The organism is Streptomyces sp. NPDC050610 (assembly GCF_040654875.1).
GTDB lineage: Bacteria > Actinomycetota > Actinomycetes > Streptomycetales > Streptomycetaceae > Streptomyces.
The window spans coordinates 1-13,418 of sequence record NZ_JBFAIV010000045.1; the positions used below are offsets into that span (position 1 = coordinate 1).

At 68.8% G+C, this 13,418-nt stretch carries 14 protein-coding genes; 11 read left to right on the forward strand and 3 right to left on the reverse strand.

The genetic code is table 11. The annotated features are described in order from the left end of the window. The first annotated feature begins 179 nt into the window (after positions 1–179). Both AB0I22_RS35220 and AB0I22_RS35225 read left to right on the forward strand, forming a co-directional pair. Positions 180–1,838: a phospho-sugar mutase gene (locus AB0I22_RS35220; protein ID WP_363135081.1), complete on the forward strand. Its 1,659-nt coding sequence runs from the start codon at positions 180–182 to the stop codon at positions 1,836–1,838. Between the two features lie 230 nt (positions 1,839–2,068). Continuing rightward, positions 2,069–3,241 carry a mannosyltransferase family protein gene (locus AB0I22_RS35225; RefSeq protein WP_363135133.1) on the forward strand — a complete coding sequence of 391 codons (1,173 nt, stop codon included), beginning with the start codon at positions 2,069–2,071 and terminating at the stop codon, positions 3,239–3,241. A 9-nt stretch (positions 3,242–3,250) separates the two neighbouring features. Here AB0I22_RS35225 and AB0I22_RS35230 read toward each other — a convergent pair whose 3' ends face one another. Further along, positions 3,251–3,901, reverse strand: a complete 651-nt coding sequence (locus AB0I22_RS35230) for a PH domain-containing protein (protein ID WP_363135082.1) — start codon at positions 3,899–3,901, stop codon at positions 3,251–3,253. A gap of 251 nt (positions 3,902–4,152) precedes the next feature. Between AB0I22_RS35230 and AB0I22_RS35235 the strand changes: the two genes are divergently transcribed. The 6 genes from AB0I22_RS35235 (at position 4,153) to AB0I22_RS35260 (ending at position 10,376) form a co-directional block, all read left to right on the forward strand. Beyond that, entirely contained in the window at positions 4,153–4,596 is a 444-nt protein-coding gene (locus AB0I22_RS35235; protein WP_363135083.1) for a hypothetical protein, read from the forward strand. Between the two features lie 9 nt (positions 4,597–4,605). Next, positions 4,606–6,432, forward strand: a complete 1,827-nt coding sequence (locus AB0I22_RS35240) for an alpha/beta hydrolase (RefSeq protein ID WP_363135084.1) — start codon at positions 4,606–4,608, stop codon at positions 6,430–6,432. Then, positions 6,425–6,985: a hypothetical protein gene (locus AB0I22_RS35245; RefSeq protein ID WP_363135085.1), complete on the forward strand. Its 561-nt coding sequence runs from the start codon at positions 6,425–6,427 to the stop codon at positions 6,983–6,985. Before AB0I22_RS35240 ends, AB0I22_RS35245 begins: the two co-directional genes overlap by 8 nt. Before the next feature lie 95 nt (positions 6,986–7,080). Further along, entirely contained in the window at positions 7,081–8,082 is a 1,002-nt protein-coding gene (gene deoC, locus AB0I22_RS35250) for a deoxyribose-phosphate aldolase (protein WP_363135134.1), read from the forward strand. A gap of 7 nt (positions 8,083–8,089) precedes the next feature. Further along, positions 8,090–9,523, forward strand: coding sequence for an aldehyde dehydrogenase family protein (locus AB0I22_RS35255; RefSeq protein ID WP_363135086.1), 1,434 nt, complete (start codon positions 8,090–8,092; stop codon positions 9,521–9,523). After that, complete coding sequence (locus tag AB0I22_RS35260; RefSeq protein WP_363135087.1) at positions 9,513–10,376, forward strand: aldehyde dehydrogenase family protein; 864 nt, start codon at positions 9,513–9,515, stop codon at positions 10,374–10,376. The genes AB0I22_RS35255 and AB0I22_RS35260 overlap by 11 nt, the downstream gene beginning before the upstream one ends. Positions 10,377–10,455: 79 nt before the next feature. Here the strand turns inward: AB0I22_RS35260 and AB0I22_RS35265 are convergent, their stop codons facing one another. Continuing rightward, positions 10,456–10,662, reverse strand: coding sequence for a DUF397 domain-containing protein (locus AB0I22_RS35265; RefSeq protein WP_363135088.1), 207 nt, complete (start codon positions 10,660–10,662; stop codon positions 10,456–10,458). Beyond that, on the reverse strand, positions 10,659–11,540 hold the full coding sequence (locus AB0I22_RS35270) for a helix-turn-helix transcriptional regulator (RefSeq protein ID WP_363135089.1): 882 nt from the start codon (positions 11,538–11,540) through the stop codon (positions 10,659–10,661). The genes AB0I22_RS35265 and AB0I22_RS35270 overlap by 4 nt, the downstream gene beginning before the upstream one ends. 251 nt (positions 11,541–11,791) lie before the next feature. Here AB0I22_RS35270 and AB0I22_RS35275 point away from each other — a divergent pair, with 251 nt between their 5' ends. From AB0I22_RS35275 to AB0I22_RS35285, 3 genes are all read left to right on the forward strand, one after another. Continuing rightward, complete coding sequence (locus tag AB0I22_RS35275) at positions 11,792–12,148, forward strand: ATP-binding protein (RefSeq protein WP_363135090.1); 357 nt, start codon at positions 11,792–11,794, stop codon at positions 12,146–12,148. After that, positions 12,145–12,504: a hypothetical protein gene (locus AB0I22_RS35280; protein WP_363135091.1), complete on the forward strand. Its 360-nt coding sequence runs from the start codon at positions 12,145–12,147 to the stop codon at positions 12,502–12,504. The genes AB0I22_RS35275 and AB0I22_RS35280 overlap by 4 nt, the downstream gene beginning before the upstream one ends. A 376-nt stretch (positions 12,505–12,880) precedes the next feature. Beyond that, entirely contained in the window at positions 12,881–13,405 is a 525-nt protein-coding gene (locus AB0I22_RS35285; protein ID WP_363135092.1) for a DUF6879 family protein, read from the forward strand. Positions 13,406–13,418: the final 13 nt, after the last annotated feature.

The window sequence follows — 13,418 nt, forward strand, 5'->3', positions numbered from 1 at the left end:
CACGGGCCCGTAAATCATGCAGCCCCGTAGGGACCCCACCGCCCCGTACCCGACCCGGCACCGCACCCGGCGCGCAGCACCCACACCCCGCACCCACCCCGCACACCCGCCCGGCACCGCAATTTCCGTACCGAGCGACGCCGACACCACACCATCCACCCCAACCCCGGAGGAGCCCCGTGGAGACAGACCTCATCGCGCGAGCCAAGGCGTGGCTCGCCGAAGATCCCGACAGTGACACCCGCGACGAGCTCGCCAAGCTCGTCGAGGCCGAGGACCTCACCGAACTCGCCGCCCGGTTCAGCGGCACCCTCCAGTTCGGCACTGCGGGTCTCCGCGGCGAGCTGGGCGCGGGCCCCATGCGCATGAACCGCTCGGTCGTCATCCGCGCCGCGGCCGGGCTCGCCGCGTACCTGAAGGACCAGGGCCAGGGCGACGGAACCGTCGTCATCGGCTACGACGCCCGCTACAAGAGCGCCGACTTCGCCCGCGACACGGCGGCCGTGATGGTCGGGGCGGGGCTCAAGGCGGCGCTGCTGCCGCACCCGCTGCCCACGCCGGTGCTGGCCTTCGCCATACGCCACCTGGGGGCGGTCGCGGGCGTCGAGGTGACCGCGAGTCACAATCCGCCCCGCGACAACGGCTACAAGGTCTACCTGGGCGACGGTTCGCAGATCGTGCCGCCCGCCGACGCGGAGATCGCGGAGCGGATCGCGGCCGTCGGCGGCCTGTCCGGGGTGGCCCGCCCGGAGTCCGGCTGGGAGGTGCTCGGCGACGATGTCGTGGACGCCTATCTGCGGCGTACGGACGCGGTCCTGACCCCGGACTCCCCCAGGGGCGCGAACGTCGTCTACACGCCCATGCACGGCGTCGGACGCACCACGCTGACGGCGGCCTTCGCCCGCGCCGGGTTCCCGGCCCCCACGGTCGTGCCCGAGCAGGCGGACCCGGACCCGGACTTCCCGACCGTGGCGTTCCCCAATCCGGAGGAGCCCGGCGCCATGGACCTGGCGTTCGCGACGGCCCGCCGCGCCGGCCCGGACCTGGTCATCGCCAATGACCCGGACGCGGACCGCTGCGCCGTGGCCGTGCCGGCGCCCTCCGCGGAGGCGGGCTGGCGCATGCTGCGCGGCGACGAGGTCGGCGCGCTGCTGGCGGAGCACCTGGTGCGCAAGGGGGCCCGCGGCACGTTCGCGACGACGATCGTCTCGTCCTCTCTGCTGTCGCGGATCGCCGCCGCCGCGGACGCCCCGTACGAGGAGACGCTCACGGGCTTCAAGTGGCTGGCCCGCACCCCGGGGCTGCGCTACGCCTACGAGGAGGCGCTGGGCTACTGCGTGGACCCGGAGGGCGTGCGCGACAAGGACGGCATCACGGCCGCCCTGCTGATCGCCGAGCTGGCGTCGGAGCTGAAGGAGAGCGGCCGTACGCTCACGGATCTGCTCGACGAGATCGCCGTACGGTACGGCCTGCACGCCACGGACCAGCTCTCCGTGCGGGTGGAGGACCTGTCGGTGATCTCGGCGGCGATGCGGCGGCTGCGGGAGCAGCCGCCGGCCGCTCTGGCGGGGCTGCCGGTGGCGTCGGCGGAGGACCTGGCCGAGGGCACGGCGTTGCTGCCGCCGACCGACGGGTTGCGTTACCACCTGGCCGGTGACGCGGGGGTGGAGGCGGCGCGCGTGGTCGTCCGGCCGAGCGGTACGGAGCCCAAGCTGAAGTGCTATCTGGAGGTCGTCGTGCCGGTGGACTCCGCGGCGGCGCTGAACCAGGCGCGTACGACGGCCGAGACGACGCTCGCGGCCATCAAGGCGGACCTCTCCGGGGCGGCCGGTATCTGAGATTCCGTTACGTCGGCTATTAGGAGACCCCTGGTTCTCAAACCAGGGGCCTTCCGCCCGTACGGGTGACATCCGTACTGCACCTGTCGCACCCGGCGCGGCGTGGCACGAGGGGCGGGCGAAAGTCTGGACTGGTGTCCCCCAGCCCACCGCCAGGCGCCGCCGAAGTGCCTCCGCCGGCCTGCGCGCCGCCCGCGGCATCGGCGACGCCGGCGCTCGACGCCGTCGCGCTGCGGCCCGTACGGGACGGCACGGGGCACCGGCTGCGCCGGGCGCTGCGGAGGGCGGCCCCTGCGCTGCTCGGCTATGTGGCCGTACGGCTCCTCGGCGTGGTCGTGCTCGCCAAATGGGCGCATCTCAAGGGGCACGGGTTCTGGCCGCAGCTGGCCAACCAGTGGGACTCGCGCTGGTATCTGGGGATCGCCAACCGGGGCTACGACGATGTCCTGACCGGCGTCCGCAACACCTGCAACCTGGCGTTCTTCCCGCTGTATCCGTTCCTGGTCAAGGCGTTCTCGCATCCCTTGCCGCCGGGGCACCGGGCGAGCACCGGCCTGGTGCTGTCGGTGACGGCCTCGCTGCTGGCGGCCTGGGGCGTGTTCGCGGTCGGCGACCGGCTGTACGGGCACCGGGTGGGGGCGGTCCTGGCGGTGCTGTGGGGCGTGACGCCGGTCGCGCTGGTCCAGTGGATGGGCTACACGGAGTCGCTGTTCACGGCACTGGCCGCGTGGTCGCTGTACGCGGTGCTGACCGGCCGCTGGGTGTGGGCCGGGACCCTGTCGGCCTTCGCGGGGCTCACCCGCCCCACGGGCGTGGCGCTGGCGGCGGCGGTGTCCGTGAGCGCCCTGATGGCGCTGCGCGGAGCACGCCGCGAGGGCGCCGGGGTAACCGGGAGCCCCCCGGTGGCCCGTATGGTCACGGGCTGCGTGCTGGCCCCGCTCGGCTGGCTCGGCTATCTCGTCTGGGTCGCGGTGCGGCTCGGCCGCTGGGACGGCTACTTCGCGGTCCAGCGGACGTGGACGAACCAGCTCGACGGCGGCGTGGAGACGCTGCGCTCGCTGCGCGAGACACTCACCTACCAGGCCCGCCCGGAACTGTTCCTGGTCGTCGTCTCGATCGTCATCATGCTGTCGGCGGCGCTGTACGCGGTGTGCGTGGCGCAGCGCCAGCCGCCGCCGTTGCTGATCTTCACGGGTGCGCTGCTGGTGATCGTGTTGTGCAGCGGCGGCGTGTACTTCCCGCGCGCCCGGTTCCTGCTGCCGGGCTTCCCGCTGCTGCTGCCGTTCGCCTTGGCCATCGCGCGCGCGAGACGCCGGACGGCGCTGCTGGTGCTGGGCGGGGCGGCGCTGTTCTCGGCGTACTTCGGGGCGTACATGGCCCTGGTCTGGCCGAGCGCGCCGTGAGGGCCGGTCTCAGCCGACCAGGTAGACGATCACCAGGGCTACGAACCCGACGGCGGCCGGGGCGATGATCTCGTACGCCCAGGTCACCTGCGGCGCGCCCTGCGCGCCCTCGCGCGAGGCGTTGCGCTCGGAGAGGTCGCGGATCTCGTCGATGGCCTGATCGGCGACGGCCCGTAGCGGCTTGCCGCCGATCGGGGCGTGCGGGGAGGTCTGCTGCGAGGAGTCGGCGAGGGAGGCCCGTACTTGCCGCCTGGACGCCTGCTTGCGCGCGCGCAGGGACACGGGGATGGACCACATCTGGTACTTCGTGCCGCCCGCGAAGATCTCGCTGGAGTACCCGGCGCGGACGCCCTCGACGGAGGCCCACGGCAGCGTGATCGTACGGAAGGGGTTCCGCACCCGGATGCGGTCGGCGCCGGCCCACACCGCGGGCCGCACCGTGAAGGCGACGACCAGCGGCACCAGGAACACCAGCCCGGCGACGGCCATCCAGGGGGTGCGCCCCGAACCCCGCACCGCCGCGTCGATCCCCAGCCACGCCCCGAGCGCGAGCAGCAGCACCCCGGCGCCGATCGCGGCCGGTGAGCGGTAGCAGCGCTCGGCGTACGCGGGTTCCCGCTGGTCGTCCGAGGATTTGGGGGCGTCGTCCGGGCTCGTCATGGGCCCGATTCTGCCTGACGGTCCGGAAACCGGACGTTGCGGTACGGCATCGATCGGGTGGCGCGATACGGCGTTCCGATGTGCGTCCGCTCTCCCGCGTCCAAGATCCTCACACGCCGCGGAGCGGGTTCCGCTTGAGCAGGACCGCCCATGTCAGGGGCGGCCTCGGCACGTAGGATGCGCAATCGCCCTTATCGCCTCTGGCGGGTAAGAGGCATGAAAGATGCAAGAGAAATCGGGGGTACGAGCGCATGGCCGCCTTCACGGAGGAATGGGCGCAGCTCAAGCAGGAGTCGTCGAAAGCCGCCGGAATGACGCTCGCGAGCGCCGGAGACGGGGGCGGCGCGGACGGGCTGAAGTCCGACCGGGCCGCTTGGAGCGCGGCGGCGCAAGGCGTCGGCGACATCGCCAGGAAAGTCAGCAAGGCACTGGGGGAACTGGAGAAGGGGCAGAAGGGCCTGGGCGCGGGTACCGGAGCCGGAGTGCTCAGCACGGTGGCGCAGCGGGATCTGTACGCGTCCTGGAAGCGCTACCTGGAGGATGTATTCGGCCGGTGCGACGCGCTTGAGGAACCGCTGCGGAAGGCGGGCGACGCGCATTTCAAGAACGACGAGGACACGAAGAGCGCGTTCACAGCCGTAGGCGAGAAGTACAAAGAGACGCCTGCAGTCGGCGGCGCTAAGAAGGGCCGGTGACTTCGGGCCATGGATTACGCGGCGCTCAAGGCGCTCAAGCCGGAGGACTTCGAGGACGCGGCGCGCGGATACCGCGCGGCCAGTGATATGGCCGGCCACGCCAAGGATGGCATTCAGGACCGTATCCGGGCCAAGATGCGCGAATCCCTCAGCGGGGAGGCCGCGGACGCGGCCCACGGCCAGTTGCACGAGCTGGCCGAGGATTTCCACTACATGCAGGTGGAGTGCGGGCTGGTCAGCACGGCCCTTAACGCCTTCGCGGCGGACGTGCGGCCGGCGAAGAAAAAGCTGGACGCGGCCGTCGCGGACGCGGAGGCAAAGAACTTCTCGATCGGCGCGGACGGCTCGGTCAGCTATCCGGCTGCGGGCGACAAAGTGGACGGCGAGACGCCCAAGGGCGGTTCGGCGCACGGCCTCATCGACGAAACCGCCCGCGCCGTCAGCCGGCAGGCTGCCAACTTCGCCCCGAACCCGAACTTCGCCCACGCCCAGCAGTGCGCCGACCGTATAGCCGAGGCGCTCAAGGAGGCCACGGAGGCCGACGACAAGTGGGCGCCGGCCCTGCGCAAACTACAGGCCGACGACGACCTGGCTGTGACCGATAAGGACTGGGCCGATGTCCTTCAGGACACTCGCAGCGTCCGCGAGGGCGCGAAAGACTATCTGAGCCATATCAAGAGTCCGCCGAAGAACGGATCCCCGAAGGACAACGCCTCCTGGTGGAACGGCCTGTCCCAGCAGGAGCGGGACGACTACCTCGCCGTGTACCCCAAAGCCGTGGGCGCGCTGGACGGCATTCCCTCCACCGCCCGCGACGAGGCGAACCGGACCGTACTGGCCGAGGCCCACGCCGACGCGGCGAAAAAGCTGCACGACATCGACGCGCGCGAGCCGAAGAAATACGAGCAGCGGATCAACAACATCACCGGGCTGCCTATCCAGGGTTCTCAGGTGGAGACCTTCGCCTGGAAGAAGTGGAAGGAAGAACGGGACAAGGCGAACGGCCTGCTGGGCAGCATGGACGCGATCCAGTCGCGCCTCGAAGCCACCGGCGAGGACAAGCTGCCCAGAGCCTATCTGCTGGGCTTCGAGGACAAGGGCCTGGGCCGGTCCATCGTGGCCAACGGAAATCCAGACACGGCCGATCACACCGCGGTCTTCGTGCCCGGCACAACGTCCAATCTCGGGAAATCCAAGAGTTATATCCAGCACATGACGGATCTGTGGCAGGCAAGCAACTCCGTGGCCCAGGGGCAGCAGGTGTCGACGATTTCCTGGATTGGTTACGACGCACCGCAGAGCATCGTCCCCGAGGCCATGTCGCGCTCCTACGCCGAGAAGGCCGCCCCGACGCTGAACAAGTTCCTCGAAGGCGTGGAGACCGCGCAGGGCGGCGCGGACAAGAGCCACACGACGGTCATCGGCCATAGCTACGGGTCCACGCTCGTCGGCGCGTCTTCCATCCAGGGGCGGCTGCCCGCTGATGACATCGTCGTCGCCGGCAGCCCCGGCATGCTGGTCGGGCACGCCGAGGACCTCGACGTGGGCAAGGACCACGTGTGGTCGGAGGCCGCCTCGCTGACCAAGGACCAGGTGCCCGCCGGAGGGAAACTCGCGGGGCTGGGCGGTCCCGCGAACGGCCCCGAGTGGCTCTACGATCTCCTCCCGTTCGGCTCGGTCGCCAACCAGAACGTCCCATCCGACGAGGATTTCGGAGCTCATATCATGGAAACCGATGCCGAGAAACATGGGGATTACTGGCGAAATGGCTCCGTCAGTCTGGAAAACCAGGCGAATGTCGTAACCGGCCGCTACGGGAAGGTCACGCATGGCTAATGGAAACCGTGGTTTCAGCGGCCGGCGCTGGCTCGCCACGCTGGCCTTCGTCACCGCCTTCGGGTCGATTTCAACGGGGTGTTCTCAAGTGCAGGAAGAAAAGCTCAACTACAAGCCAGTCGAGCGGGACGTCGACACCGCCAAGAAGGAGACGAAGGCGGTGTCGAGCCAACTGCTGGACATGATGGGCATCAAGGGGAAGGTCACCCAGGGCGGCCCCGGAGTCTCCAGTTGCGAGGACGACGATGCGCAGGACCTGTATCTCCTGCGCCATCCGTGGTCGCTATATGAGGTCCCGGACGAGACCCTGGAGAAGGGGATGGCGAATCTGCGGAAGCAGCTTCCCGAGCACGGCTGGAAGATCCTCAAGGACGGCAAGGCCAACAGCAAGGACCAGGATCCGGAGATCCTCGCCGAGAACAAGAAACTGCAGCACGCCGCGCACATCACATGGAACAGGCAGACCACCACCGAGAAGCCGATGATTCATATCAGCGTGGTCTCCGCGTGCTTCCGCGCTCCCGAAGGAACCGACCTGAACACGACCTGGTGAACTGCCCGGGGCCGCTCGCGGCAGGGGTACGGCCACTGCGGGCGCCGCAGGGGGTGACAGGTCGCTACGCGCGTAGATATGCTCAGCTGGTGACCATGGCACCCCCTGCGGTAGTACCCGCACACGGCAACGACGCCGCGGAGCGACTCGCCTCGATGGCGGATGTGACCGCCAGCGACGGCGCGCTGCGCCGCTTCCTGCACGGACTGCCGGGCGTTGATGCGGTCGGGCTGGAGGCCCGCGCCGCCGCCCTCGGCACCCGCTCGATCAAGACCACGGCGAAGGCGTACGCCATCGACCTGGCGATCTCGATGATCGACCTGACCACCCTGGAGGGCGCGGACACTCCCGGCAAGGTCCGGGCGCTGTGCGCCAAGGGCGTCAACCCCGATCCCACCGACCGCGGCACCCCCAAGGTCGCCGCGATCTGCGTCTATCCCGACATGGTCGGCACGGCCAAGGCCGCGCTCGGCGATTCGGGCATCCACGTCGCCTCGGTGGCGACGGCGTTCCCCTCCGGGCGCGCCGGGATGCCGGTGAAGCTCGCCGACACCGCCGAGGCGGTGGCCGCCGGGGCCGACGAGATCGACATGGTGATCGACCGGGGAGCCTTCCTCAGCGGCCGCTATCTGTCGGTCTTCGAGGAGATCCAGCAGGTCAAGGCCGCCTGCCGGCGCGCGGACGGCACCGCCGCGCACCTCAAGGTGATCTTCGAGACGGGCGAGCTGTCGACGTACGACAATGTGCGCCGCGCCTCGTGGCTCGCGATGCTCGCGGGCGCCGACTTCATCAAGACCTCCACCGGCAAGGTGGCCGTCAACGCCACCCCGCCCGTCACCCTGCTGATGCTGGAGGCCGTCCGCGACTTCCGCGACGCGGTCGGCGTGCAGGTCGGCGTGAAGCCCGCCGGCGGCATCCGCACCACCAAGGACGCGATCAAGTACCTGGTGATGGTGAACGAGACCCTGGGCGAGGAGTGGCTGACCGGCGAGTGGTTCCGCTTCGGCGCGTCCAGCCTGCTCAACGATCTGCTGATGCAGCGTCAGAAGCTCAGCACCGGCCGCTACTCCGGCCCCGATTACGTGACGGTGGACTGAGGCACCCATGACCTTCGCATACGCACCCGCCCCCGAGTCCCGCGCCGTCGTCGACATCGCGCCCTCCTACGGGCTGTTCATCGACGGCGAGTTCACCGAGGCCGCCGGGGGCAAGGTCTTCAAGACCGTCTCCCCCGCCTCCGAAGAGGTCCTCTCCGAGGTCGCGCAGGCCGCCGCCGAGGACGTGGACCGGGCCGTACGGGCCGCCCGCAAGGCGTTCGAGAAGTGGTCGGCGCTGCCGGGCGCCGAGCGCGCCAAGTACCTCTTCCGCATCGCGCGCATCATCCAGGAGCGCTCGCGCGAACTGGCCGTCCTCGAAACGCTCGACAACGGCAAGCCGATCCGCGAGTCCCGCGACTCCGACCTGCCGCTGGTCGCCGCGCACTTCTTCTACTACGCGGGCTGGGCCGACAAGCTCCCCTACGCGGGCTTCGGCGCGGACCCCCGCCCGCTGGGCGTCGCCGGCCAGGTCATCCCCTGGAACTTCCCGCTGCTCATGCTCGCGTGGAAGATCGCCCCGGCGCTCGCCGCGGGCAATACGGTGGTCCTCAAGCCCGCCGAGACCACCCCGCTCTCCGCGCTCTTCTTCGCGGACATCTGCCGCCAGGCCGGGCTCCCCAAGGGCGTCGTCAACATCATCACGGGCGACGGCTCCACCGGCGCCGAGCTCGTCGCGCACCCCGGCATCGACAAGGTCGCCTTCACCGGCTCCACCGAGGTCGGCAAGGCCATCGCCCGTACGGTCGCGGGCACCGACAAGAAGCTCACCCTCGAACTCGGCGGCAAGGCCGCCAACATCGTCTTCGACGACGCACCCATCGACCAGGCCGTCGAGGGCATCGTCAACGGGATCTTCTTCAACCAGGGCCACGTGTGCTGCGCGGGCTCCCGCCTGCTCGTCCAGGAGTCCGTCGCCGACGAGATCCTGGACGCCCTCAAGCGCCGGATGAGCACCCTGCGCGTCGGCGACCCGCTCGACAAGAACACCGACATCGGCGCCATCAACTCCCCCGAGCAGCTGGCCCGTATCCGCAGCCTCGCCGACGCGGGCGAGGCGGAGGGCGCCGAGCGCTGGGCCCCGGCCTGCGAACTGCCCTCCACCGGCTACTGGTTCGCCCCGACGCTCTTCACCAACGTGACGCAGGCCCACCGCATCGCGCGCGAGGAGATCTTCGGCCCGGTGCTGTCCGTCCTGACCTTCCGCACGCCCGCCGAGGCCGTGGAGAAGGCCAACAACACGCCGTACGGGCTCTCGGCCGGCGTCTGGACGGAAAAGGGCAGCCGAATCCTGTGGATGGCCGACCGGCTGCGGGCGGGCATCGTGTGGGCCAATACGTTCAACAAGTTCGACCCTGCCTCGCCCTTCGGCGGCTACAAGGAGTCGGGCTTCGGCCGCGAGGGCGGCCGTCACGGTCTGGAGGCGTACCTCAATGTCGGCTGATCGCTTGAGTGTGCTCAAGACCTACAAGCTGTACGTGGGGGGCAAGTTCCCCCGGTCCGAGAGCGGACGGGTGTACGAGGTGACCGACTCCAAGGGCAACTGGCTCGCCAACGCCCCCCTCTCCTCCCGCAAGGACGCGCGGGACGCCGTCGTCGCGGCCCGCAAGGCGTTCGGCGGCTGGTCGGGCGCCACGGCCTACAACCGCGGCCAGGTCCTCTACCGCGTCGCCGAAATGCTGGAAGGCCGCCGCGAACAGTTCGCCTCCGAGGTCGCCGAGGCCGAGGGCATGTCCAAGGCCAAGGCCGCCGCCCAGGTGGACGCGGCCGTCGACCGCTGGGTCTGGTACGCGGGCTGGTCCGACAAGGTCGCCCAGATCGCCGGCTCCGCCAACCCTGTCGCGGGCCCCTTCTTCAACCTCTCCACCCCCGAGCCGACAGGCGTCGTCGCCGTCCTGGCCCCCCAGGACTCCTCCTTCCTCGGCCTGGTCTCCGTCCTCGCCCCGGCGATCGTCACCGGCAACACGGCGATCGTGGTGGCGAGCGAGAAGTCCCCGCTTCCCGCACTGTCGCTGGCCGAGGCCCTGGCCACGTCCGACGTACCGGGCGGCGTCGTGAACGTCCTCTCGGGCCGTACGAGCGAAATCGCCCCCTCACTGGCCGCCCACCAGGACGTCAACGCCATCGATTTGGCAGGGGCCGGTGCGGATCTGGCGAAGGAACTGGAAGTGTCCGCCGCGGACAACCTCAAGCGCGTCCTGCGCCCGCGCCCGGCCGACTGGTCGGCGGACCCTGGCACGGAGCGCCTGCTGGCTTTCCTGGAAACGAAGACGGTCTGGCACCCGATGGGCGCCTGATCCTTCTCGGTCGAAACACCTGTGCCCCGCTCACGGCTCGTCGCCGTGAGCGGGGCACAGTGCTGTACGCGCGTCCAAGTCAGTCGTCGAACTCCCCAGCTTTTACGCCGTCCAGGAAGGCGGCCCATTCGGTGGGCGTATAGAACTGGGTACCGCCGTCAGGGTCCTTGCTGTCCCGGACCGCACGACCACCGTCGGCAGTACGGGCCACCTCAACGCAGTCCTGCGTTCCGCTCTGGGAGGCGCTTGCCTTCTTGAACGCGGTCACTATTTCCTGGTTCTTCATTCCGGTCCCTTCTCGCTCTCCGAGATGCCCTGTATTGCCTTCCGGATAAAGACCAGGCTCTGCTCCGGGGTCAGCGCGGCGGATCTCAGCGCCTCAAAGATCCGCGCGTGCTTCGCCATGTCCTCAAGGTCTTCGAGGATGACCGTGCTCGTGGTGGTGTCATACGCAACAGCCTCGGGCGCGGGCTCCGGCCCGAGGCTGAACATCACGAAATGCGATGTCAGGTGGGCTGCTTGCCACTCAGAGAACGGCAACACCTGAACGCTCACATTCTGCCGCTGCGCCACGTTGTCGATGTGGAGCAACTGTTCAAGGTGAACCTTGCGCGATGGCATGGGTGCTGTGAGCGCAGGCTCCCAAATGACCGCCGCGTACTGCGCCCCGCCCTCTTCGATCGTCTGCCGACGCGCCTGCCGAATCGCCACCATTTCGTCAACGTCTTCGGGGCTGTGCCTCATCAAGCTCAGGTCCATCAGAGCCTTCACGTAGCCGTCGGTCTGGAGCAAACCAGGAATGAACAGCGGTTGCCACGTGCGAATGTAGGTTGCGTCCGCCTCCAGAGTGATGAAGTCGGCGTATCCCTCTTCCTTTGTGGCCCACGGATAGTTGAGCCACCAGCCGCGCTTGTTGGAATCCCGCGCGAGCTGCTCAAGCCTGCGGCAGACGTTACGGTCTTCGACCCCGTACAACTCCAGCAGCAGCCGAACATCGCCAGGGCGGGCAGAGACCTGTCCGGCTTCGATTCTGCTGATCTTGGTCTTCGACCCGACAATATGCTCAGCGGCATGCTGTTGGTCGAGCTTCGCGGCCTCGCGGTATCGCCTCAGCGCCGTACCAAGTCGCCTACTACGCACGGTAGGACGTCCACCTGCGGGCATGGCCCCCTCCTCCACTGCGTGTCACCAAGTCTGCACGTGACCGGACGCTACACGCTACGACTCAGCCACACACAGCTATTCGCAACTTCGCGCGCTCGATCCAGTTGCGCACCACGATAGTTGCGCTCTAGCGTGAGGGTGGTCACACACCGTCGCCTTTGATCGACGGTAGGTGATCGCTGTTCCGCCTGCCCATCCACCTTGGGGGACCCATGTCCGGGCGCACGAACGTGAAGAGATTCCGAGTCCGCATGGACTCGGTACCCGATGCCCGCCACCACGTCGAAGCCCTCTTGACCGAGTGGAAACTCGGCGGCCTCATCGACGACGCGTCGCTCATCGTCAGCGAGTTGACGTCCAACGTCATCAAGCACGCCAGGGGAATCGGCGATTTTTTCGAAGTGGAGCTGAGACGCCGAAGCGGCGTACTGATCCTCGAAGTGTCCGACTCGTTCCAATGGCGAATGCCGGAGCTCAAGGAGCCCTGCGAGGAAGACACCGACGGGCGTGGGTTGTTGATCGTGGACGCCTTGTCGGAGAAGTGGGGCGTACGCCCACGCCAGACCGGCAAGACGGTCTGGGCTCAACTGCCCCTCCACCACGAGTGACCGCCACGCCAGACGTGCACGCCGACCCCAAAGTGCCCACCCGGCAAGGGTATTGGTGCGAATGCGTCGCCTACTTCCTCGAAGCGGGCAATCCCTACGTCGCCCATCTCGGCGGCCACGCGACCCCGTCCCCCTGGACAGCCGTCATGTGGCTGGCGCAGCGCGCCGGCCACATCGCCGACCAGCTCGACCACCCGTCGGCTCGCCCGGTGCGGGCGTGGCTGGAGGACGGCCGCGAGCACGCCCACGCCGTGGCCCGACTCGGGCGACGGGAGCCCTACGCGTTCGTGATCTGCACCGGCCAGCTCCGCTTCACCTTGTCCGCGTCTCCGACCGCCATCGACCGATACGCGTAAAGGGAAGCAATGCCCACCAGACAGAGGGAAGAACGCCGCCGTTCGCGTTCCGTGCCGCTTCGGACGGCGGCCGCATCGACTGGCGCAGCGGCTTGACCCCGGCTGCTCCGGAGAGTGAGATTCGTGCAACCAGGCGTAACGCGCCCGACAGCGGAGGTTGTCATGGCACTACGGTTCGTCGGTAAAGATCCAGAGTCCGGGGATCACGGATCACCGGCCGTGTGGGTCGATGAGAACACGAGGGATCTCGTCTTCCAGGGGTGGCGGGCGGACGGGCAGACCACGAGCGAAAGCTCGATGGATGTTCCGATCCCCGACCACGAAGCAGTGATCCGGGTACCGAAGCGAATGATCCCGCTTCTCAGGGAGGCACTTGATGTCGCAGAGCTTGACCAGCTTCGCTGACCTGCTCCGGGCGGCTGAGAGGTCGGCCGTGCATCTGGAGATGCGGGACGCCTACGGCGTGGAGAGCGAGATCGAGGGGTTCGCTGCGTGGCGGGAGGGGCACCGCCTCAGCCCCGACGACCGCGCGTCGTGGTGGCGGCCGTGGCTCGACCTCGTACAGGAGGTCACGAGCAAGGGCGTGGTGATGCGCCGCGCCCGGATCGTCTCGGAGCCGGTGAGCGACTACATCCGCTTCGAGCACTCGGGAACGTTCACGAACGTTGCCGCGGGTGAGCAGATCCGTTGGCTTCCTCGGCGTCACGCGTCGGACCTGGCCCTGCCCGGTAATGACTTCTGGCTGTTCGACGGCCGGTTGGTCCAGTTCAATATCTTCGACGGGGCCGGGCGGTGGGTCCACACCGACCAGATCGAAGAACGTGCCGTTGCCCAGCTCTGTGCCTCGGCATTCGAGGCGGTGTGGGAGCGCGCTGTCCCGCACGAGAAGTACAGCGTCTGACGCGAGGCCGGCC

What these genes read in the sequence shown, in the direction of transcription:
- AB0I22_RS35240 (WP_363135084.1), top strand. Translation starts at nt 4,606, where the DNA reads ATGGATTACGCGGCGCTCAAGGCGCTCAAGCCGGAGGACTTCGAGGAC.
- AB0I22_RS35265 (WP_363135088.1), bottom strand. Translation starts at nt 10,662, where the DNA reads ATGAAGAACCAGGAAATAGTGACCGCGTTCAAGAAGGCAAGCGCCTCC.
- AB0I22_RS35235 (WP_363135083.1), top strand. Translation starts at nt 4,153, where the DNA reads ATGGCCGCCTTCACGGAGGAATGGGCGCAGCTCAAGCAGGAGTCGTCG.
- AB0I22_RS35285 (WP_363135092.1), top strand. Translation starts at nt 12,881, where the DNA reads ATGTCGCAGAGCTTGACCAGCTTCGCTGACCTGCTCCGGGCGGCTGAG.
- AB0I22_RS35230 (WP_363135082.1), bottom strand. Translation starts at nt 3,901, where the DNA reads ATGACGAGCCCGGACGACGCCCCCAAATCCTCGGACGACCAGCGGGAA.
- AB0I22_RS35275 (WP_363135090.1), top strand. Translation starts at nt 11,792, where the DNA reads ATGGACTCGGTACCCGATGCCCGCCACCACGTCGAAGCCCTCTTGACC.
- AB0I22_RS35260 (WP_363135087.1), top strand. Translation starts at nt 9,513, where the DNA reads ATGTCGGCTGATCGCTTGAGTGTGCTCAAGACCTACAAGCTGTACGTG.
- AB0I22_RS35270 (WP_363135089.1), bottom strand. Translation starts at nt 11,540, where the DNA reads ATGCCCGCAGGTGGACGTCCTACCGTGCGTAGTAGGCGACTTGGTACG.
- AB0I22_RS35255 (WP_363135086.1), top strand. Translation starts at nt 8,090, where the DNA reads ATGACCTTCGCATACGCACCCGCCCCCGAGTCCCGCGCCGTCGTCGAC.
- deoC (WP_363135134.1), top strand. Translation starts at nt 7,081, where the DNA reads ATGGCACCCCCTGCGGTAGTACCCGCACACGGCAACGACGCCGCGGAG.
- AB0I22_RS35245 (WP_363135085.1), top strand. Translation starts at nt 6,425, where the DNA reads ATGGCTAATGGAAACCGTGGTTTCAGCGGCCGGCGCTGGCTCGCCACG.